Consider the following 19,595-nt stretch of genomic DNA (forward strand, 5'->3'; position numbering starts at 1 on the left):
GCGGGGAAAGGCTTAAATAGTTATTGGCCGAGTATAATACCATGCCAATAACTTTCATTGACAGGGAGAAAGAGCTCACCTTCATGGAATCCCTCTGGAATAGGGATAACTCCTTCCTACCGATCTACGGCAGGAGGAGGGTTGGAAAGACCCGCCTGGTTAAGGAGTTCATCTGGGGAAAGCCCTCAGTCTATTATCTGGCCAGGAACAGCACCTACCGCGACAACTTGCTCGAGTTCTCAAGGGTGGTTCTTGAGAAATACCCAAGCCCCTACCTCACCCCTTCATCATTCTCAGGCTTCGTTGACGTCTTCAGATATTTGAGCGAAAAAGGAAAGGTCATCGTGGTCATCGACGAGTTCCCCTACCTAATCCAGTCCGATAGAAAAGTCTTGAGCGAGTTCCAGTACATAGTGGACGAAGTCGTGAGGAACTCTAAAATCCACCTCATCCTCGTCGGTTCGAGCGTTGGCATGATGGAGGAGCACGTTTTGAGCCAGAAGAGCCCCCTCTACGGGAGGAGGGACGGGCAGATAAGACTCCAACCGTTAGACTTCTTCAGCTCGTGGAAGCTATTGGGGGTTGACGTGGAGGAGGCCGTTAGGATATACGGGATAACCGGGGGAATTCCCGCTTACCTTCTCCTCTTCAGGAGGTTCGAAGACGTTAGGGCGGTTGCCTTCACAAAGCGGGGCTTCCTCTACGCTGAGGGCGACTTTCTCCTGTCGAGCGAACTGAGGGAGCCGAGGGTTTACAAGCTGATCCTCAAGGCCATAGCCGAAGGGAGGAGGCGCTTCAACGAGATAAGCAACTTCACCGGAATCCCGCGCTCGAACCTCTTCAAGTACGTGGAAGCCCTTGAGAGACTTGGCTTCCTCCGGCGGGAGGTTCCCGTAACTGCTTCACCAAAGACCAAGAACACGCGTTATGCCATAGCCGACAACTACATGGCCTTCTACTTCCGCTTCGTCGAGCGTTATAGAAACGAGGTCGAGCTTGAGAGCTTGGACTTTTGGGGAGAGTTCCTTGAGGATTACACCCGCTACCTTGGAGGGGTGTTTGAGGGAGTTGCCAAGGAGTTTCTCCTGGGGCTTAACAGGGCTGAAAAGCTTCCCCTCAGGTTCACGAAAATCGGCCGCTGGTGGCATAAGAGCGAGGAGATCGACCTCGTTGCCCTTAACGAGCGGGAAAGGAAGGCGTTGTTCGTCGAGGTGAAGTGGAAGGACCTCAAAGAGAGGGAGGCGAGGGGAATTCTGAAAGATCTTGGGAGGAAAGCAGAGCTGGTCGGACTTAATGGATGGAGTAAAGAATACGGGTTGATTGCCAAAAGGCTTGAAAAGAAAGAAAACCTAAGACAAGAAGACTTTTTGGCCTGGGATTTGAGAGACTTCGAGAAGGTAAAAACCTATCTTCCGCTCCAGTAGAACTCCCGAAAAAGCTCAACTTCCTGAATGTAGCTCCTCCTCAGCTTTAACGCCGTGTGAGCCCTCTCAAGCTCTCTGCCTAGGTAGAAGGCGTGCCTCGGGCTTATCTCGAAGCGCTCCAGAATCGTGTCGATTATCGCGTTCGGTTCGTCTCCGACGATTGTCAGAACTGCCTCGGTGCCCCTGTGGGCGTTCACCCATATCCTCCCGTCTTCCACCCAGATGCGGAAGTATATCGGCTCAAGCTCAACGGGTTTTTCCTCCGCCTCTATGACTTCTCTTGCAGGCTCGAATTGCCATTCGCTCTCCCTCTTCTCCTTGAGGATAAGGAGGTCGAAACCGAGGTTTTTTGGAATATCGAAGAGATCCATATCAACTGCCCTTCTCAGCTCCCTTACTGAGCCTTTGACCTTCGCGCTTACCTCCGTCGTCAGCAGGAGGTTTATCGAAAGTTCCTTCGCGATCCCCGCGAGAAGCGCGTTCATCCCAACGCTGTCGGCATCGTAAAGCTCCACAACGTTTCCAACGCCAGCTAGGAGAACGTCTTCGGGATTTCTCTCGCGGTAGAGCTGAAAGGCCGCTATTGAGCGCGCTAGATGGGGGACGTGTTCAAGGATGAGGTCTGGGATGATAGTTTTGTAACCGAGGTCGAGGGCTCCCTCTTTGAGCTTTTCAAGGAACTCAACCCTTTCGGCAGGCTTAGTGGGGAAGTAGCCCTTCCTTTGGTTGGTGGGGATTAAAACAACGGGCTTCTCCGTTACGAGGGCCTCAAGATTGCCCTCATCTACGCTGAGGAAGAGGTCAGCATAGTCAAGCGCGCTCTCGATTTCGGACGTGTTAAGCGAATCGAAGCTGATGGGGACGTCGAAACCTGCCTCTTTCAACCTCTCACGTATTTCAGGGAGTTTTTCAATAAAGTTGAGGTTCGTCTCGCCTGCAACCATGCCGATGTCGATTATATCCGCTCCCTCACGGAGGTAGTAGAGGGCCTTCTCCAGGGTTTTCTCGACGCCTAACTTGGGAGAATCGACCACCTCTCCTAAAATCCTCGCTGGAAAGTCCCTCCCAACTGGCAGGTTTCCAATGAGGACGTTCCAGGGCTTTTTCAGGGCTTCCTCAATGTAGTTCCTGTTCCTCGTCTTATTCCTGATGTCCTCAACCCTCTTGAGCGCATCGAAGGAGAAGAGCTCATCTGCGGGAATCTCCTTGCTGAGCTTGAAGCCCTCTTCTAAGGCCTTTAAGACCTGCGATAAATCCATCGCGTTCCTCGGCCCTTTGTAAGCTGGAATCCCAAGCTCGTCCTCGATAAGCTGGGCAGAGCCCCTAACGAGGCCAGGGACGAGAATAAGGTCGTATTCCTCGCTTTTTACTCCGGCCTTTTTCAGGTATCTCGCAATCAACTCTGGAGTGAGAAAAGCTGCCACGCTCACGGGGGTTACAAAAACGTCGTAGCCCTCACTGTACTTCCTCACAAGGGGTTCGGCGAGCCTGCCAGTTACGAGGAGAATTCTTCTGGGTTTCTCCATAGGTTGGGGTTGGAGGAACGACTTTTAGGGGTTGCGGTCTTCGGGCGAAAGGTTTTTGTTCCAGGGGAGAAATCAACTAAAGGTGGTAATATGGAGGCAGATGCCGTTGGAATCGTGTTCGGTGAATCCAGCACCGACCACTTCACGTTCATAGTGAACCCGAGGAACGAGCTTCCGCGCTTTGGGGAGTTCCTGATAGTCAAAAATCGGGATGGGGACGAGGTTCTGGCGCTTCTGAAGTCGATAAGGAACGTAAACTGGCTGATGGACGCTGGCAGGGGAAGCTACGACTACGTTGAGAAGACCGTTAACGTCTTTTCCAAAGGAGTTCTGGACAAGAGCGAGGAGATATTAGCTACTGCCAAGGTTCTTGGAGTGCTTAGGAGACACGACGGCGAGTTTCTGCCGAAGCCGGCCCCGAACCGTGTCCCAATAAAGCCAGGGGAGAAGGTCTACCTGGCAAGGGACGAGGACTTGGCAAGGATTTTCTCAAACGGACACATAAGGCTCGGCAGGCTCATAGCGAGGAAGGACATCGAGGTAAAGCTCGACGCCAACAGGCTGGTTTCAAGGCACTTCGCGGTTCTGGCGGTTACAGGTGCTGGAAAGTCCAACACGATAGCAGTTCTCGCGAAGGAGATGGTGAGCAACGTCAATGCTACCCTTGTTCTCCTCGATCCGCACGGTGAATACCAGAGGCTCAGCTGGCCTGGGGCGCGCGTGAACCCGATAAAGGCCACGATAGATCCAGGCAGGATAAGGCTCAGCGAGTTCGCGGCTCTCCTTGGAATAGCCGAGAACGCCAGCCTGCAGAGGCGCTTCCTGGGACTGGTCTACAGGACCGTGAGGGAGGAGATGAGACGCGAAGGCCAGGTCGTTGGGGGACTTGACTTCATACACGCCATGGAGGACAAGATAGAAGAGTGGATACGCGTTTACGAGAACACCGACGAGAAGGTGATTTATTATTACGACGAGAAAGGTGTGGAAGTGCCGAGGAAAATACAAGCTAAAGACCTCGACTCACTGATAAGGCTGAAGGACTACCTGAGCGAGCTCCGCGCCAACTTCGGCGAGTTCATAAGCCCGATTGACGTTCTCGGAGAGATAAGGCCCGGAATGGTGAACGTGATCGACCTGAGCGGCATGGAAGAGGAGCAGATGATAACCCTAGCGAGCTTTGTCCTGCGCGGAATCCTCAAAAACAGGATAGACTACGTGAAGGGTGTTAGAACCAACGACAGAAACCTCGTCAGGGAAGTCGCCGACAGGTATCCCGCCCTCACCCGGCCGGTTCTCGTTATAGTTGAGGAGGCGCACATATTTGCTCCGAGGGGCGAGAAAAACCCCGCAACGCTCTGGCTCGGCAAGATAGCACGCGAGGGGAGAAAGTTTGGAGTAGGCCTCGGCATAGTCTCCCAGAGGCCGAAGAAGCTTGACGACGACATACTGAGCCAGACTAACACCAAGATAATCCTCAAGCTTGTCGAACCAAACGACCAGCGCTACGTCCAGCAGGCGAGCGAGCAGATAAGCGAGGATCTGCTCAACGACATAGCCTCCCTCGGCGTCGGTGAAGCGGTCATAGTCGGCTACGCGATAACGATTCCGGCGATGGTGAAGATATACAGCTTCGAGAAGGACATGAACGGCCACTACGGCGGCGGGGACATCGACATCGTCGGAGAGTGGCTCGAGGGGAGAGATGACGAGGAAGACGTAACCGAGGAGGAGGCCATAGCGGAGCTCCCGCTGTGAGGTGTCCGTATGAAGTTCGCTCATATAGCTGACGTCCACCTTGGGAGGGAGCAGTTCAACCAGCCCTTCAGGTACAACGACTACCTCAAGGTGTTCCGCGAGGCGATAGAGAAGTCGGTGAACGAGAGGGTCGATTTCATACTCATCGCCGGAGACCTCTTCCACGTCAGCAGGCCCTCACCGAGGACGATACGCGATGCCGTTGAAGTCCTTGAACTCCCTATGAAGAAGGACATTCCCGTCTTCGCCATAGAGGGCAACCACGACAAGACCATAAGGGAGACGTCAGTTTTCGACCTGCTTGAGCACCTTGGGCTTCTCCACACCGTTGGGCTGAGGAGGGAGCCGGGTAAGGGCGAGTTCATCAGGAGCAAGAAGCTGTCCGAAAACCGCTATCTCGTTTGGGGCCAGGTTGGGGATGTTGAGATATACGGGCTGAGGCACCACACGCGCTGGCAACTCATAAGGAACGACGGTGCAGTAAACGTCCTCAAGGCGCTCTTCAAGGGCAGAAAGGGGATTCTGATGCTCCACCAGGCGGTTGACTACCTCGCCAAGGACACGCCCTACCAGGACGCCTTCGACCTCAAGTTGAGCGAGCTTCCTGATGGCTTCTCCTACTACGCCCTCGGCCACATCCACGTTCACCGCGTTGCTGAACCGTCACAGACGGGTTTGAGCGGACCGATAGTTTATCCCGGCTCGCTGGAGAGGACGGAAGTTAGGGAAGCCAGTCATATAATTCGCTACTCCTCCAGGGACAGAAAGCCGAAGGTTATTGACAACCGCGACGGGCCGAAGGGATTCTACATCGTGGAGGACTTCCAGCCTGAGTTCATAGAGGTTGATGCGAGACCATTCTACTCGGTTAGAGTGGAGGGCGAGAGCAAGGCCGAGCTCAGGAAGAAGGTTGAAGAGGCCGCCTCGCTCATTCCGAAGGATGCCCTAGCGGTCATAACGCTCGAGGGAACGATAAAAGGCGGAGTGAGCCTCGCGGAGTTCAATGACCTTCTGAAGGACTCTGGATTAAGGTACTACACCTTCAGGAGCAGGGTCGTTGGAGAGGCAGTCCTCTCGAAGGAGAGGCTGAGCGAGGAGGAGCTGTTCACCGACTGGGAGAGGGAGCTGCTCCTGCACCTCCGCGTTCCCCCCAAGGAGTTCTCGGAGGGGCTTACCGAGTTCGTCTCCTGGCTGATGGAGAGGTACAAGAAGGGCATCCCGAAGAACACTCCAAAGAAAGCCGCCGAAGTCCAGAAGGGAGGAGAAAAAGAAGAAACCTGGGAGAAAGGGGACGAAAAGCCAAAAGCCGTGAAGGGACCCACGAAGGAGGAGAAACCCAAACCCACGGAGGAGAAAGTTCCCAAAAAGTCTAAGCCCGTTCCCAAACCCAAGAACCCGTCGAGCCTCGATGCCTGGCTGAGGAGGGGTAAGCCGTGAGGATAAGGAGGTTGAAGATCAGGAACTTCAGGGCGCACGAGAAGAGCGAGGTCGAGTTCAACGACGGCATAAACCTGCTGATAGGGCAGAACGGGGCGGGAAAGAGCTCGATCCTCGAGGCGATATTTGCAGCGCTCTACATGGGGCATCCGAGCTTTCCAAGGGGCTACCTCCAGGCGAACACGCGCGTCAACGCGAAGGGCGGCATAGGACTAACCCTTGAGTTCGAGCACGATGAGAAGAGCTACAAAATCCACAGGGACACCAAGAAGAGCGAGCTGATAGAAGATGGAGCTTTGATAGCGGAGAAAAGCTCGGACATAGCGCGCTGGGTCGAGAGGAACATCTACCCGATACAGGTCTTCACGAACGCGCTCTACATACGGCAGGGCGAGATTGAAGGCATAATCACCAACCGCGAGATAATGGAGAAGGTTCTGAGGAAGGTTCTGGGCATAGATGACTACGAGAACGCCGAGAAGAACGCAACCGATGTAATAAGGGAGCTGAAGAGGAAGAAAGACTACCTCAAAAAGCTCATCGAGAGGAAGGCCGAGGTTGAGGAGAGTCTCCGCGAGGCCGAGAAGCGCTTCTCCGAGACGCTGAGGAGGATAAGCGAGCTGCGCGAGAGGGAGAGGAAGCTCCAGGGAGAATTTGATGAAGCTGAAAAGGAGTATTCAAGGCTCAGGAGCCTGAAGGAGGAGCTGGATAAACTGGAGAAGGAGAAGGCCATCATAGAGCAGAGGATAAAGGCCGAGAAGGAAAGGATAAAAGACTACGAAACCCAGATCGAGGAGGCAAAGAAGGAGATAACGGAGCTTGAGGAAAAGGCTGAACGGCTTAAAGATCTCGAACCCGTTGAGAAGGAGTACGTGAAGCTAAAATCCCTCTTATCTCTCAAGGACGAGCTCTCGAAGCTCAGCCTCTCTGAGGCAAAGCTGGCCGAGAAGAAGCGCTCTCTTGAAGAGAAAGTCGCTAAGGTTGAGGAAGTTCAGAAAAACATCGAGGAGCTTGAGAGAGAGGAGAAATCCCTCAGGAGGGACTATGAGGAACTGAAGAGGAAGAACGGTCTCTACCAGCGGGCCCTCCAGCTGACGGCCGAGGCGGAGAGGTACAGGAATGAGCTTGAGAAGGCTGGAACCACTCCGGAGAAGCTTGAGAAAGAGCTGGAAGAGGTTGAGAGCGCTAAAGAGAGGCTTGAAGACCTCCGTGAGGAGATGGCAAGGACAAGGGAAGAGATAGCGAGCTTAACCGGGCAGAAGGAGAACCTCTTAGAGAACCTCTCGAAGCTTGAGGGTGCCAAGGTCTGCCCGCTCTGTAAGAGGCCAATCGAGGAGCACGAGGAAGGGGAGATAAAAGCGGAGTACGACGCCGAAATAAGCTCCATCGAGAAAAAGCTGGAGAAGCTCTCAAAGAAGCTTGAAAAGCTTAGACAAGAGGAACTCAAACTCAGGGAGGTCATAAAAGGGGAGTCGAGGCTCATACGGCTGAAGAAGACGGCCGACCTTTTACAGGAAGTTGAGGAGAAACTGTCCAAGTACGACATAGAGGAGCTTGAGAGAGCCGCCGAGGAATTTGAGAACACGAAGGCCAGGCTCATCGAGATAAAGAGGGAGCTGAGGCACCTCAGGGAGGAGCTGGAGGAGCTTGAGAAGGCTAAGGAAGAGCTGGAAAGGGTGGAGAAGAGGCTCGAAGAAATAGGGAAGGAAAAGGCGGAAATTGAGAAGAAGCTCCAGGCTGAAGGTTTTGGCTCCTTTGAGGAAGTTGAAGGCAGGATTAAGGAGCTTGAACCTGCTTACAGGGAGTACCTTTCGCTTAGAAACGTTCCTTCCCAGCTCGAAAGGGCGAAGAAAAGGCTGGCCAGCCTTGAGGGGAAGCGCAGGGAATCGGTTGAGAGGCTTGAAGGGCTCAGAACTGAGCTTAACGTGGTTAAAGGAAAGATAAAGAAGCTCTCGGAGGAGTTTTCACTAGAGGCCTACAATGAGGCAGAGAAGAGGTACATGGAGAGCGCCAAGGAGCTTGAGAAGGCAAAGGCAGAGCTCAAAGGTGCCGAGGAGCTTAGAGATGAGGTCATGAAGCTCCTCGACGAGCTGAAGGTCAAGAAGAGGGAGATAGAGAAAGCGGAGAAGGAGATAGAGGCCGTCGAGAAGGCCATAGCTGACATGATCACCTTCAAGGAAAAGGTGGCCAGGCTCAAGGCTGAGGAGGAGCTCCGCGGGCTTGAGGAGGTTCAGAAGATAGCGGGCGAGACGTTCTCAGAGATGACCGAGGGCAAATACCAGGGAGTGAAGCTCAAGCGGGAGAAGAAGTACGGGAAGGAGAGGATAGACCTGAAGGTGCTCTACGCTGGCAACGAAGTTGGTCTGGAGTTCCTCAGCGGCGGCGAGAGGATAGCCCTCGGACTGGCGTTCCGCCTGGCGCTCTCGCTGTATAAGGTGAGAAACCTTGAGCTGCTCATCCTAGACGAGCCGACGCCGTTCCTCGACGAGGAGAGGAGGAAAAAGCTCGTTGAGATAATATCGAGCCAGCTGAGGAAGATACCTCAGGTTATCATAGTTTCGCACGACGAGGAGCTGAAGGATGCGGCAGATTACGTGATAAGGGTGGAGAACGTAGGTGGAAAGAGCAGGGTAGAGGTGGAGAGCCTTGGAGCGTATTAGCGACGTTCACGTCAGGGAGATCAGGGAGTTCCTTCTGAAGAGCCTCAAGGACGTTGAGAGGCTCAGAAAGGCGGTGGGAAAGTACTTCTCATGGAAGCCGCTCCCTACTCAAAGGGAGGCGAGCGTTTACGCCGTTGACGGCAGTAGAATGATGAAACGCCTCAGCGGGGCGATAGTCTACGCGGTTTCAGCTTCGGCCATTGGGGAGAAGCTCTACTACTGGAACGACATCGGCATGGTCTTTCCCTACAAGAGCGTCGACGACCGCGTTGCCCTCCACATGGACATCCTGGAGAAGAGGATGGGTGCGATGGCCCTCGAACTAGGTGCTGACTTAGTTCTTATGGACGGCACGATAAGCAGCGCCATAATCACGCCACCAACTTACGTAACGTCCACGACGAGAGACCTCTACAGCAGGCACGGCGACAAACTGCTTAACGCGGCGCTGGAATTCCTAGACTTCCTAGACGAACAGTGGGTTGAGTGGAGGGAGAAACTCAAGGAGGAGGGCGTCCTCAACGGCTTTTCACTTCCTTCGAGGAGCTGGAACGGGGAAGAGGTATTCTCGATTCTGATGAAACGCGGGGCGAAGAGCATAAAGGGCAGCTTCTGGTGGGTCAACGACAAGGAGGACCTTATAGTCCTCTTTGAGTACCTTGAGTATCTCCACGCGCTGGACAGGCTCCTTGGGGGAAGGGTAGCGGCGATAGCGAAGACATTCTACAAGTCTGATGTCGTGAAGACAGTCAAATCGAGGGAAGGGGACAATCTCAAGGGCACGCCGATGATAATCGACACCCCCGTTGTCGCTTCACTCTCTGAGGAAAGCGGCTATCTACCCTTTAGTTATCTCAAGGAACCAAAGGGCGGCTTTCCAAGGCTGGTGGCGGAGCTGATGGCCCGCGGAAGGTTCCAGAACCTTAAAGACACCTTAATAATGGAGGGGGGGAAGATAGTCGGAGCGAGAATACGGCCTGCTTACGTGCGCTTTGCCGAGGGAGGACTGATATACCTCCTGGAGGTTCCCGAAAAGCAGGACTTCGAGAGAACCCTCTCGGAAATCCTCTCCGTTGCGGAGGACGAGTATGTCATCCCCCTTGAGTACGCCCACCACTCGGTCGTGATAAAGAAGAAGGAGTTCGACGCCTACGTCAACGCGGTGCTGAGCGCGCTGGTCGGAGAAGATGAGCGCTTCCTGAGCTTTCTGCGCTACGGGAGGGAGCCGCTGGAGTGAGGGGAATGATAGCGGTCGGAACCTGCGGCTTCTGCGAGGCCCACTCGAAGTACTACCGCGACTTCGATGCAATCGAGATACAGCAGACGTTTTACCGGATCCTTCAGGAGAAGACGCTGAGAAAATGGAGGGAAGAAGCTCCAGAGGGCTTCACCTTCTCAATCAAGGCGTTTCAGGGAGTAACTCATCCCCCGAACAGCCCCACCTGGAGGAGGAGCAACGTCAGGCCGCCTAAAGAGGCGGGTCTCCTTAGGCCGAACGCGGAAGTCCTCCACTTCTGGAGGCTGACGCTGAAGGAAGCGGAAACCCTCGGCGCGAAGTTCATACTCATACAGCTGCCTAAGAGCTTCAAAGAGAGCGAGGAGAACTTTGCGAACGCGGAGAGGTTCTTTGGGATGATCGACAGAAAGGACTTTGAAATAGCCGTTGAGCTGAGGGGCTGGAGCGAGAAAGGGGTTAAACGCTTCGTTCGGGAGTTCGACTTAATAGATGTTACAGACCCCCTCCTTAGGATTCCATTGCATAACGGCAGCATCAACTACTACCGCCTGCATGGGCGCTATGATAAGGGAAGGATAGTATACAACCACACCTACAGCGATGAGGAGCTTGAGAAGGTACGGGAGAGGGTTCTCAGCTGGAACCGGGAAGAGAGCTTCGTCTTCTTCAACAACTCGAACATGTGCAGGGATGCGAAGAGGTTCAAGGAGATGGCACAGTGCAACAAACTTAACCGTTTAGTGCAGTACTACAATAAAGCTTAAAAGCTTGAAAATGAAAGATTAAGTGGCGAGTTATTATGAGCTATGAGGATAGAGTACAGTTATATGAGCAAATTGAAGAAATTAGAGGTCGCCCGTTAATTGCATACTATACCAGCCTAAGACCTAATGCTTCTGGCCAAATAGCGTCCGATGTCATACCGCATTTTGCCCGACAAATATCCAAAATCTCAGAATCCACAAAGGAAGTGGATATTCTAATAGTAAGTTATGGAGGGGATCCTACTGTAGCATGGCGCCTAATCACTATGTTAAGAGAACGCTTTGATAAAGTAGGTGTTTTAATACCCTTTGCGGCATACAGTGCTGCAACACTTTTGGCACTTGGAGCAGACGAAATTGTGATGCATCCATTTTCAAATTTGGGACCTGTAGATCCCCAGCTCACTTATCCACGGAAAAACCCTGATGGAACCGTTGAGCAGATTCAATTTGGAGCGGAGGATTTGAGGCACTTCCTAGACTTCGTAAAAAAGGATGTTGGGGTATCCGACCAAGAGCCGCTAGAAAGAGCATTTGAATTGATTTGTACAGATGTAGGATCAATTCCTATTGGTGTTGCCAAAAGAAGTTCTTATCTTGCACTCTCTCTTGGGGAAAAGCTACTAAGTTTACATATGAAGGATCAAAACAAGGTTAGAGCCATATCTGAGGCTCTTAATAAGTCTTTTTATCATCATGGCTACCCAGTGGGAAGAAGAGAAGCCAAGGAAATAGGATTACCCGTAACTGAGCCTAGTGAAGATCTCGAAAAGTTAATGTGGGAGGTATGGAAAGACATTGAAAAAGAAATGGAATGTGATAAACCGTTCGAGCCCATCGAGCTCGTCCTGAATAGTCCAGAGGCCGGGAAACTACTCAGTCCAGTAACGCAGATAGACATTCCAATGATAAATGGGCCTCCAGAGATCGCCCAACAAATTTATACACAAATAATGCAAGGAGTAATGAGCTCAATAAAAGTGCGTGAGATTAACCCTGTTCCTTACGAGTTGTTAATAGCAACAATAGAAAGCCCCAGAGCTAGAAGTGAGTTTAAAGTAAAAGGAAAAATCTTGGCAATGCGCTTGCCGGACCTGCGTATCACAGTAAACGTTTTAAAGACAAGTGGTGAATGGGCATATGAAGATATATAAGGAAGTATATAATCTCAATTAAATTTATCCAAGAAACTTTCAGGTGGTGTGGATGATTAGAAAAAAAGAGATATATTCTTCATTCGCCCAAGAAAGTGTCCTAAAGAACTTGGGGCCATTCAGGATGGTCACCCAAGATAGATCTCTAAAGGGCTCTTATACTATACTCCAGAGGACATATTCTGGGATTATTGCTGGGCAACAGAAAACATTTCATGGGATGGAGATACCCCCTAAAGAGTACTAATCCTGAATGTTAAAGGAACCGGGTTCTTTTACTTTACAGTTTTCTACTCTACTATTTGCAGCTTCCAGTTAGTTGGTCTTGTGATGGATTTGCAATTGACAAATAAGCCAAATACTCAGTACGTTTGCCCCTTCCAGACAGAAGAGCATAGAAAAGAAAAAGAGGCTCAGTAGGCGAGGTTCCTCTTCTTCTTCCACTTGTGGGACCAGCTGTACTTCCTCATTCTCCTGCTTCTGCCGAACCCGCAGGCGGCGCAGTAGCCCTTCTTGACGTTGAAGGCCCTCCTACCGCAGCGCCTGCAGCGGATGTGAGTAGGAGTATGGTTCCTCCTGCCCTTTGGCTCTGTTCCCGCTCCCATGCTATCACCTCGCTAAGGTTCACTCAATCTCAACCGGGGAAATGGCGAGGACGTTGTCTCCCCTAACGACAATTTTACCGTAGCTCTTCACGACCTCGCCGTCCTGGATGTAGTCGGCCTCGGCGAGGACGACGTTCAGGTGGATGTCATAACCGATGAGCTTGCCCCTAAACTCCCCTCCCCTCTTGAGGAGCACGAGCACGTCCTTCTCAAGGGACCTGTGGATAACATCGAGTGGTCTTTCCGCCATTTTCACGCACCTCCAAATAATCAAAGCTCATAGCCTAAACGAGGGAAACGGTTTATAACTCTTTCTCTATTCATCGGCAGGGAGAACAAAAATTGCGAAGTCTTTTCTCGGAATGCTTTGATCAAACCACCTTTATCAACATGAAAATAAGGAGATCCGTCTTTAGGGAGCTGAGAAAAGTGGGTTTTCTACTTTTTATTTCCTTTCTTTTTTAGTAATTTTAATTAAATGCATACTTTTTCTGATTGTTAATTTGAATAGACAGAAGGTTTAAATACTATGAGTGCGCTGAATTATATTGACAGCCCTGTTGGAGGGGTTAGATGCGGCAAAAAATGGTGTGGTTCGTACTTGGGCTCATGATTGGAAGCCTGTTCTTAGTAGCGGCATATCCTCAGGGAAGTAGTCCTAAGAATGATACACCCCCTTTCCAAAAGATTGAGAATAGCATCCTAGTTTACTATATTGGAAATGAAACTCCGAGCTACTTTCTCAGGACAGCAAAAGTGACTGGGTTCAGGAAAATCAAAACCCCACACGTATTGATAGTGGAAGGGTCATACGTAGAAAACAGCTCCCAGCTCAAGCAGTTCATAAAGGAAGAAATTCTCTCTGGAATTCCTGTAATAGTGAAGGACAATCCCGAACTGCTTAAAGGCATTTTCAAAGGCCAGTTCTATCCCAGAATAGTGGGAGGTCGAAACCCAGACGGAACACCTCTCGGATAAGGAGAGAGTCTACGGCTACGTTACATATCCGCTTCCGGAGGGCATTCTAATAACCAAGGTATTCATTTCAGTTGATTCAAGTCCCAGGGCAATTGAGAACGCGTATAATTGGGCCGTTGAAAACCTCCAACCCCATGCAGGGTCGCTTGAGATTGAGCCCTTATCCTCTGGAGCATACTGGGAATACCAGGCCCAACTTGATCTAACTACTGTAGACGACTGGAAGCCATATGGTAGATTCAACATTAGGACGATCTACTATTACCTTATGAACGACAACTCTGCATCTTATGGCTGGTTTGATATTCACTTAAGGCAACAGTCCGTTCCGGGAAAGGAATTGGGATGGTCTGAGTGGAGAACAGCAGACATGTATACATGGATAGACACAGATTACTACAACTCCGATGGATTCCTATCCGATTACTCTCCTACAACAACGTATGGGGTTAGAGCAGTAACCGTCTCAATAGGCGCTGGTGCAGGAGAAAGCAGAGCTCAAGCTAGCGCATCTCAATCTTGGAGTTATACTATTCGGGATGTCGTGGTTCATGATCAGAGTGATTTCTCTCAAGAACTTGCAAAATGGTGGCACGATGTTGCAGAAGATAAAGCAGTTGGTAAAGACACTTACATGATAGAGCCCGGAGCAACTCTAAGGTTCCCAGAATCGGGAGCCAAGGAATGGAAAGAGCACTATGGGATCAGATATGCAAAGCCTCCCAAATGGTGGGGACTTGGGCGGAATTGGCATTACACCACTGAAAGTTGGATTGAGGTCCATATCGCAATGGGGTGATTTAAAGGCTTTATTTTTTTATTGTTCTTCTTTCTTATGGATGAAATCATCACAAACCCTTCTACAATTCCTGATTCAAAAACTGTATAAGCCTGTCACATCTACCTTAACCGGATTTTCCTCTCAGGAATGAAATATCCTCTCCTGAACTGGGGGGCTCTGTTTCCATTTAATTTGTTTGGCACACTGACAAAGGTCTTCCCAAAAGCTTTTTATGAAAATCCCCGACCCACTCTCCAGGTGGTGAGCGATGGGAGAAAAGCCCGACAAGTACGAGGTTCTTCAGGATTTGATGAGGAGAAGGGGCTTTGCCTGGGGTAGCTTTGAAATCTACGGCGGCTCACGCGGATTCTATGATTACGGCCCGCTTGGAGCGGCGATAAAGCGTAAAATCGAGCGGAAGATAAGGGAGGCCTTCCAGAGGGAGGGCTTCTTCGAGCTTGAGACGCCGGACATAACGCCTGAGAAGGTCTTCATAGCTAGCGGCCACGTAGAGAAGTTCGTTGACCCGCTGGTGGAGTGTAAGAAGTGCGGGGCAAGGTTCAGGGCGGACCACCTCGTTGAAGAAGCCCTGGGAATAGACACAGAGGGAATGAGCGCCGAACACCTTACAGATCTCATTCGCGAGCATGATATTCGCTGCCCGGAGTGCGGCGGTGAACTCGGTGAAGTGTGGTACTTCAACCTCATGTTCGAGACGAGGATAGGTCCCTACGGCGACCAGAAGGGTTATCTAAGGCCCGAGACTGCCCAGGGAATATTTGTGAACTTCAGGAGGTTGAACGCCTTCGCAAGGAACAGGCTTCCCTTTGGAGTCTTCCAGATAGGGAAAGCTTATCGCAACGAGATTTCGCCGAGACAGGGAATGTTGAGGCTTAGGGAGTTCACGCAGGCTGAAGCTGAGATATTCTTCAACCCCAAGGAGACAGAACATCCGCACTTCGACGAGGTCAAGGATGAAGTTCTCAGGCTTTACCCGATTGAGAACCAGCTCAAGAACCTTGGGATGATCGAGATAACCGCGGAAGAGGCAGTCAAGAGGGGCTACGTAATGAACACTTTCTTCGCCTACTACATGGTCATGGTCAAGAGAACGCTCCTCGACATAGGCATCCCGGAGGACAAAATCCGCTTCAGGCAGCAGCTCCCCGAGGAGAGGGCGCACTACTCCCGCGACACCTGGGACGCCGAAATCCATAGCGAGCGCTTCGGCTGGGTCGAGTGCGTCGGAATAGCCAACAGGGGAGACTACGACCTCAGCAAGCACATGAAGATGAGCGGGGCCGATTTGACCGTCCTCATCCACTACGACGAGCCGAAGGTAGTCAAGCACCTCAAAGTGAGCCTCAACATGAAGCGCGTCGGGCCGAAGCTCAAGAAGGACGCCAAGAGGATAAACAACATCATACAGGGCTGGGACGAGGAGAAGAAGCGTGAGCTGGTTGAGCTCCTCGAAAAAGATGGAAAGGTCACGATCGAAGGCTATGAGCTTGAGAAGGATGACTTCACCATCAAGGAAGTCGAGGAGAAGATAACCGGTGAAAAGATCGTTCCCCACGTCCTTGAGCCGAGTTTTGGAATAGACAGGCCCTTCTACCTTCTCCTTGAGAACTCGTTAGTTATCGAGGAGGACAGGACGTACCTCAAGATCAAGAAGGACATGGCACCGATCGAGGTGGCGGTTCTCCCGCTTGTTGCCAAAGAACCGCTCAAGAGCATAGCCTACGAGGTCTTCAGGACGCTCCAGAAGGAGGGCTTCATAGCCGTTTACGACGAGAAAGACACCGTCGGAAGGAGGTACCTCCGCTACGACGAGATAGGAACGCCCTACTGTGTAACCGTCGACAACCAGACTCCAGAAGACAACACTGTAACCATCAGAGACCGCGACACGAGGGAGCAGATAAGGGTTAAGATCGAGGAGCTGCCGGGGAAGCTTAGGGAGCTGATTTTCGGAGGTTAACACGCCTCCATGATTATTTTTTCCACATCTTCTTTTAGCTCTCCAAGTTGGGAGCTAACGATAACCCATACAACCGAGAGATCAACGCCGAAATAGTGATGAACAACGACGTTTCTCAGGCCCACTATCCTTCTCCAGGGAATGGACGAATATTTCTCCCGAATATTCTCAGGAACGTTCTTCGCAGCTTCTCCGATTATTTCAAGGTTTCTTAGAACCGCGTCAACGGTTTTTCTGTCCTTTACAAAGGTTTCAAAGTCGTAGCCCTCGATGTATTCTTCGATTCTTTCAATTGCCTCCAGGATATCGGTGAGGAAGAGACACGGATCACGCTTAGACATAGACCAGCTCCCTCTTTATATGCTCCCAGAACTTCTTCCGGCTCATTGCGGCATTCTTTGTGACGAGATCGACTTTCACTCCCAGCAGGGACTCAAGGTAGTCCTTTAGGTCCACTATTTCCCAGCCTATTGGGATCTCAAATTCAACGAGGATATCAAGGTCGCTGAGCTCGCTCTCCTCGCCCCGCGCGTAGGAGCCGAATATAGCTATAGTTTTAACCCCAAAGCGCGAATGGAGCTCATGTTTGTGCTCTTCCAAAATTCTCCTGATCTCTTTCAATTTTCGAGCCATCATTTAACTTGTAGGACTTCAAAAAATAAAAATGCTTTGCTGGCTATCCAACAACCATTTGAGAAATTTCACCCACTCAGGCACATGAGAATCCTGATACTTGCTACCATATCCCTCTCAGCCGGCTTCATTGGCTCCCTCATGAGCGGCGGGAGCATCGTGATATTCTTCTTGCTGACCTTTCTAGGAATCCCTGTGCAGAGCGCCGTTGGCTCTGCGCTGACTTACTACCGCGGCGGTGCCATTGAGGTGAGAACCGCTCTGTATCTGATTACCTTCTCCGTCCCGGGGGCAGTAGGGGCAGTTATCTCTTCTCGTCTCTCCCTGTGGAACCGGCCGGTGCTGTGTCGCTGGCTCTGCTCCTTGTGGGACTGTATTTCTCGATCCCACCGGACTCGGAGGTGAGTGGGAATGGGATGAAGAAGACCAGTTCCGCCTGGGTCTCAGGGGTGGGGTTCTTCATCGGGGTCTACATCGGAATTCTGGGAATAGCATCAACGCTCATAGTGATAGCAGCATTGAAGGCCTTTTTCGGAATGGACATGCTGAAGGCCAACGGTACGGCGAAGGCCCTCATCTTTTTCAACAATTTTGTCGCGACCGCAGTGTACGGGCTTAGGGGGTTAGATAGACTACGCCCTGCTTCTCCCGGTTGTCGTTCCGGTCTGCGTTGGCGCGTGGCTTGGTGCCAGGATCGTCCTAAAACTTGGAAGCGGGAGGCTCAAGTGGTCTATCGCCCATGTTGCCACAACACCATTAAGGCCCCTGGAGGATAACATGAGCGGGAGAAAAGTGGGGACTCATATGAATCCCGTCTTCTTCAGTCCCCTTGCGTTGAGCTCCTCGTCTATAACGCCCCGGACTGTGCTCTCAAGGGCCTCCGAGACCAGCTTTTCCAGGAGCTCCTTCATCTGATCGATGTCGTGTCTTATTCCCTCAAGGAGCTTTATGTACTCCCTGGCCATCTCAAGCTGGCCCTCCTGGCGGATCAGCTGCTCCTTGAGGTGCTCGAAGTCCTCTTTCATGACCTCGTAGCGCCTGAGCTCCCTCTGGGCCTCGTCGAGCTGACGCCTCAGCTGGGAGTTCTCCTCCTTCAGGCTCTTGAGAAGGGTCTCCTTCTCCCTCAGCTGGCTTGCAAGATCCTCGTACTCGCTCTGGAGCTGGGTCATGTGTTCTATCTCCCTCAGCGGGGGAACCTTTCCATCACCGAGGATTATAACGTCGGGTCCAACGTTCACTATGTCCCCCGGCTCTATCCTGATTTTGGTCTCGTTTGTGAAGACTCCCTGGCCTTTACCGAGGTTCTCGACTATCTTCATCTTGAGAATGAAGTAGAACTTCGTACCCTCGACCTCAACGTTGATATCGGTAACGTAGCCGAGTATCCTACCCGTGGTCAGCGAGATAACGAACTTGTTCACCAGCTGATTAGCGCGATCGCTTCCAGTTACCATAAGCACCACCGGTTAAAGTGCTTCTTTCAAATACTTAACTTTTCCGCAAGAGTTTATTAACCCTCCACCACAGAGGAATGGGGGTGAGAGGGTGATAATATTCGTGGGGAGATCGAACGTTGGGAAGAGCACTCTGATCCACAGGCTCACAGGGAAGGAGGTCAGGAGGGGAAAAAGACCTGGAGTAACGAGGAGACCGATTGAGATAAACTGGAGGGGCAAGAGGGTCATCGACATGCCGGGCTTCGGCTTCATGAGCGGGGTCCCCAAGAGGGTTCAGGAGAGGGTGAAGGATGAGATAGTCCACTTTATAGAGGATCACGCTGAAGAAATAGAGCTCGCCGTCCTGGTAATAGACGGAAAAGCCGCCCCGGAGATAATAGAAAGGTGGGAGAACCGGGGGGAGATACCGATAGACGTTGAGTTCTTCCAGTTCCTCAGGGAGCTTGAGATCCCGACGCTGGTGGCGCTCAACAAGGTGGACAGGGTTAGGAACGTCGAGGGAACCGTGAACTTTCTCGCCGAGAAGTTTGGGATAACCCACACCGAGGCCAGGAGGATAATCATTCCTATTTCAGCAAAGTTCGGGAGGAACATTGAAACCCTGAGAAGGGCCATAAGCGAGACCCTGGAAAAGGGGAAGAAAGCCTCAGAGAACCTCGAGAACGACGTGGGTGATGGTCTCTCTGACCCCGTCGAGTGAGGCTATCTCCTCAAGGATTTCATCGAGCTTGCTCTTGTCAGCCTCAATGATGAGGTCAATGTCACCGGTGACGCGGTAGATCCTCTTTATTCTCATCTTTTGAAGGGTTTCATAGACGTGCTTCCTCTTGGTGGGCTCAATGCGGACGAAAACGAACACGTCCCCTTTCCTCTCTCCGAGGAGTTCAAGGGCCTTATCGGTCAGGTCTATAAAGCCCCTGCCGGTCCTTATGTAGCCGAGCTCCTTGAGGACCTTGAGGTGATTGCTGAGTGCCTGCCGGGTTATTCCAAGCTCGTTGGCCAGCTCATCCTGAGTCTTCTCCACGGTGTAAACTTCAACGGGTTTGCCCTCTTCGTAGAGCTTCTTCAGAAGTTTGACCTGCCTTGGGGTAAGGGATTCCCTTTCCATCGAATTCACCTCCATGCGATCAGCTTTACTCAGTTAGCATTTCTGGTTTTATTTTGTCAAGCAACACTGAGTAGAGGGGCAGAGAATTTTAT

At 51.6% G+C, this 19,595-nt stretch carries 20 protein-coding genes; 13 read left to right on the top strand and 7 right to left on the bottom strand.

Going from position 1 to position 19,595, the window contains the following annotated elements:
- The first annotated feature begins 41 nt into the window (after positions 1-41).
- The gene (locus tag A3L09_RS05200; protein WP_088857946.1) at positions 42-1,424 is read left to right on the top strand and encodes an ATP-binding protein; all 1,383 of its coding nucleotides are present in this window, start codon (positions 42-44) and stop codon (positions 1,422-1,424) included.
- On the opposite strand, the gene A3L09_RS05205 is transcribed toward A3L09_RS05200, so the two are convergent.
- Positions 1,406-2,950 (bottom strand): dihydropteroate synthase-like protein, encoded by a 1,545-nt coding sequence (locus A3L09_RS05205; protein WP_088857947.1) that lies wholly within the window; start codon positions 2,948-2,950, stop codon positions 1,406-1,408. The two genes, A3L09_RS05200 and A3L09_RS05205, sit on opposite strands and share 19 nt — an antisense overlap.
- A 90-nt stretch (positions 2,951-3,040) precedes the next feature.
- Between A3L09_RS05205 and A3L09_RS05210 the strand changes: the two genes are divergently transcribed.
- Genes A3L09_RS05210 through A3L09_RS05235 form a run of 6 tightly spaced genes read left to right on the top strand, consistent with a single transcriptional unit; the run spans position 3,041 to position 11,960 of the window.
- Positions 3,041-4,708, top strand: a complete 1,668-nt coding sequence (locus A3L09_RS05210) for an ATP-binding protein (RefSeq protein ID WP_088857948.1) — start codon at positions 3,041-3,043, stop codon at positions 4,706-4,708.
- Positions 4,709-4,717: 9 nt separating this feature from the next.
- Positions 4,718-6,145, top strand: coding sequence for a metallophosphoesterase family protein (locus A3L09_RS05215; protein ID WP_088857949.1), 1,428 nt, complete (start codon positions 4,718-4,720; stop codon positions 6,143-6,145).
- Positions 6,142-8,805, top strand: coding sequence for a DNA double-strand break repair ATPase Rad50 (gene rad50 / locus A3L09_RS05220; protein WP_088857950.1), 2,664 nt, complete (start codon positions 6,142-6,144; stop codon positions 8,803-8,805). The genes A3L09_RS05215 and rad50 overlap by 4 nt, the downstream gene beginning before the upstream one ends.
- Complete coding sequence (locus tag A3L09_RS05225; RefSeq protein ID WP_088857951.1) at positions 8,792-10,042, top strand: DNA double-strand break repair nuclease NurA; 1,251 nt, start codon at positions 8,792-8,794, stop codon at positions 10,040-10,042. Before rad50 ends, A3L09_RS05225 begins: the two co-directional genes overlap by 14 nt.
- A 5-nt stretch (positions 10,043-10,047) precedes the next feature.
- Positions 10,048-10,806 (top strand): DUF72 domain-containing protein, encoded by a 759-nt coding sequence (locus A3L09_RS05230; RefSeq protein ID WP_088858993.1) that lies wholly within the window; start codon positions 10,048-10,050, stop codon positions 10,804-10,806.
- 35 nt (positions 10,807-10,841) lie between these two features.
- Complete coding sequence (locus A3L09_RS05235) at positions 10,842-11,960, top strand: SDH family Clp fold serine proteinase (protein WP_088857952.1); 1,119 nt, start codon at positions 10,842-10,844, stop codon at positions 11,958-11,960.
- A gap of 413 nt (positions 11,961-12,373) precedes the next feature.
- Here A3L09_RS05235 and A3L09_RS05245 read toward each other — a convergent pair whose 3' ends face one another.
- Positions 12,374-12,565 carry a 50S ribosomal protein L37e gene (locus tag A3L09_RS05245; protein ID WP_058939635.1) on the bottom strand — a complete coding sequence of 64 codons (192 nt, stop codon included), beginning with the start codon at positions 12,563-12,565 and terminating at the stop codon, positions 12,374-12,376.
- Between the two features lie 19 nt (positions 12,566-12,584).
- On the bottom strand, positions 12,585-12,815 hold the full coding sequence (locus A3L09_RS05250) for an LSm family protein (RefSeq protein ID WP_088857954.1): 231 nt from the start codon (positions 12,813-12,815) through the stop codon (positions 12,585-12,587).
- A 335-nt stretch (positions 12,816-13,150) separates the two neighbouring features.
- On the opposite strand from A3L09_RS05250, the gene A3L09_RS05255 reads away from it, so the two are divergent.
- From A3L09_RS05255 to glyS, 3 genes are all read left to right on the top strand, one after another.
- Positions 13,151-13,543, top strand: a complete 393-nt coding sequence (locus A3L09_RS05255) for a hypothetical protein (protein WP_157727200.1) — start codon at positions 13,151-13,153, stop codon at positions 13,541-13,543.
- Between the two features lie 268 nt (positions 13,544-13,811).
- Positions 13,812-14,342 (top strand): hypothetical protein, encoded by a 531-nt coding sequence (locus A3L09_RS05260; protein ID WP_157727201.1) that lies wholly within the window; start codon positions 13,812-13,814, stop codon positions 14,340-14,342.
- 250 nt (positions 14,343-14,592) lie between these two features.
- Positions 14,593-16,305 (top strand): glycine--tRNA ligase, encoded by a 1,713-nt coding sequence (gene glyS / locus A3L09_RS05265; protein WP_088857957.1) that lies wholly within the window; start codon positions 14,593-14,595, stop codon positions 16,303-16,305.
- Here glyS and A3L09_RS05270 read toward each other — a convergent pair.
- Together A3L09_RS05270 and A3L09_RS05275 are read right to left on the bottom strand one after the other, a co-directional pair.
- Positions 16,302-16,646 carry a HepT-like ribonuclease domain-containing protein gene (locus A3L09_RS05270; protein ID WP_088857958.1) on the bottom strand — a complete coding sequence of 115 codons (345 nt, stop codon included), beginning with the start codon at positions 16,644-16,646 and terminating at the stop codon, positions 16,302-16,304. The genes glyS and A3L09_RS05270 overlap by 4 nt on opposite strands.
- Positions 16,639-16,941 carry a nucleotidyltransferase family protein gene (locus tag A3L09_RS05275; RefSeq protein WP_232473587.1) on the bottom strand — a complete coding sequence of 101 codons (303 nt, stop codon included), beginning with the start codon at positions 16,939-16,941 and terminating at the stop codon, positions 16,639-16,641. Before A3L09_RS05275 ends, A3L09_RS05270 begins: the two co-directional genes overlap by 8 nt.
- Before the next feature lie 81 nt (positions 16,942-17,022).
- Here A3L09_RS05275 and A3L09_RS10850 point away from each other — a divergent pair, with 81 nt between their 5' ends.
- Both A3L09_RS10850 and A3L09_RS11145 read left to right on the top strand, forming a co-directional pair.
- The gene (locus A3L09_RS10850) at positions 17,023-17,343 is read left to right on the top strand and encodes a hypothetical protein (RefSeq protein ID WP_157727202.1); all 321 of its coding nucleotides are present in this window, start codon (positions 17,023-17,025) and stop codon (positions 17,341-17,343) included.
- Positions 17,283-17,714 (top strand): sulfite exporter TauE/SafE family protein, encoded by a 432-nt coding sequence (locus tag A3L09_RS11145; protein WP_394335186.1) that lies wholly within the window; start codon positions 17,283-17,285, stop codon positions 17,712-17,714. Before A3L09_RS10850 ends, A3L09_RS11145 begins: the two co-directional genes overlap by 61 nt.
- Positions 17,715-17,738: 24 nt before the next feature.
- Here A3L09_RS11145 and A3L09_RS05285 read toward each other — a convergent pair whose 3' ends face one another.
- Entirely contained in the window at positions 17,739-18,392 is a 654-nt protein-coding gene (locus tag A3L09_RS05285; protein WP_088857961.1) for a hypothetical protein, read from the bottom strand.
- A 91-nt stretch (positions 18,393-18,483) separates the two neighbouring features.
- Between A3L09_RS05285 and engB the strand changes: the two genes are divergently transcribed.
- Entirely contained in the window at positions 18,484-19,095 is a 612-nt protein-coding gene (engB, locus tag A3L09_RS05290) for a GTP-binding protein EngB (protein WP_088857962.1), read from the top strand.
- On the opposite strand, the gene A3L09_RS05295 is transcribed toward engB, so the two are convergent.
- The gene (locus A3L09_RS05295; RefSeq protein ID WP_394335187.1) at positions 19,042-19,503 is read right to left on the bottom strand and encodes a helix-turn-helix domain-containing protein; all 462 of its coding nucleotides are present in this window, start codon (positions 19,501-19,503) and stop codon (positions 19,042-19,044) included. The genes engB and A3L09_RS05295 overlap by 54 nt on opposite strands.
- Positions 19,504-19,595 lie beyond the last annotated feature (92 nt).

It is taken from the genome of Thermococcus profundus, assembly GCF_002214585.1.
GTDB lineage: Archaea > Methanobacteriota_B > Thermococci > Thermococcales > Thermococcaceae > Thermococcus > Thermococcus profundus.

Bases quoted from the DNA above. Each gene is read 5' to 3' on its own strand.
- A3L09_RS05200 (WP_088857946.1), top strand. From the start codon at position 42: ATGCCAATAACTTTCATTGACAGGGAGAAAGAGCTCACCTTCATGGAA.
- A3L09_RS05205 (WP_088857947.1), bottom strand. From the start codon at position 2,950: ATGGAGAAACCCAGAAGAATTCTCCTCGTAACTGGCAGGCTCGCCGAA.
- A3L09_RS05210 (WP_088857948.1), top strand. From the start codon at position 3,041: ATGGAGGCAGATGCCGTTGGAATCGTGTTCGGTGAATCCAGCACCGAC.
- A3L09_RS05215 (WP_088857949.1), top strand. From the start codon at position 4,718: ATGAAGTTCGCTCATATAGCTGACGTCCACCTTGGGAGGGAGCAGTTC.
- A3L09_RS05230 (WP_088858993.1), top strand. From the start codon at position 10,048: ATGATAGCGGTCGGAACCTGCGGCTTCTGCGAGGCCCACTCGAAGTAC.
- A3L09_RS05235 (WP_088857952.1), top strand. From the start codon at position 10,842: ATGAGCTATGAGGATAGAGTACAGTTATATGAGCAAATTGAAGAAATT.
- A3L09_RS05245 (WP_058939635.1), bottom strand. From the start codon at position 12,565: ATGGGAGCGGGAACAGAGCCAAAGGGCAGGAGGAACCATACTCCTACT.
- A3L09_RS05250 (WP_088857954.1), bottom strand. From the start codon at position 12,815: ATGGCGGAAAGACCACTCGATGTTATCCACAGGTCCCTTGAGAAGGAC.
- A3L09_RS05255 (WP_157727200.1), top strand. From the start codon at position 13,151: ATGGTGTGGTTCGTACTTGGGCTCATGATTGGAAGCCTGTTCTTAGTA.
- A3L09_RS05260 (WP_157727201.1), top strand. From the start codon at position 13,812: ATGAACGACAACTCTGCATCTTATGGCTGGTTTGATATTCACTTAAGG.
- glyS (WP_088857957.1), top strand. From the start codon at position 14,593: ATGGGAGAAAAGCCCGACAAGTACGAGGTTCTTCAGGATTTGATGAGG.
- A3L09_RS05270 (WP_088857958.1), bottom strand. From the start codon at position 16,646: ATGTCTAAGCGTGATCCGTGTCTCTTCCTCACCGATATCCTGGAGGCA.
- A3L09_RS05275 (WP_232473587.1), bottom strand. From the start codon at position 16,941: ATGATGGCTCGAAAATTGAAAGAGATCAGGAGAATTTTGGAAGAGCAC.
- A3L09_RS10850 (WP_157727202.1), top strand. From the start codon at position 17,023: ATGAGAATCCTGATACTTGCTACCATATCCCTCTCAGCCGGCTTCATT.
- A3L09_RS05285 (WP_088857961.1), bottom strand. From the start codon at position 18,392: ATGGTAACTGGAAGCGATCGCGCTAATCAGCTGGTGAACAAGTTCGTT.
- A3L09_RS05295 (WP_394335187.1), bottom strand. From the start codon at position 19,503: ATGGAAAGGGAATCCCTTACCCCAAGGCAGGTCAAACTTCTGAAGAAG.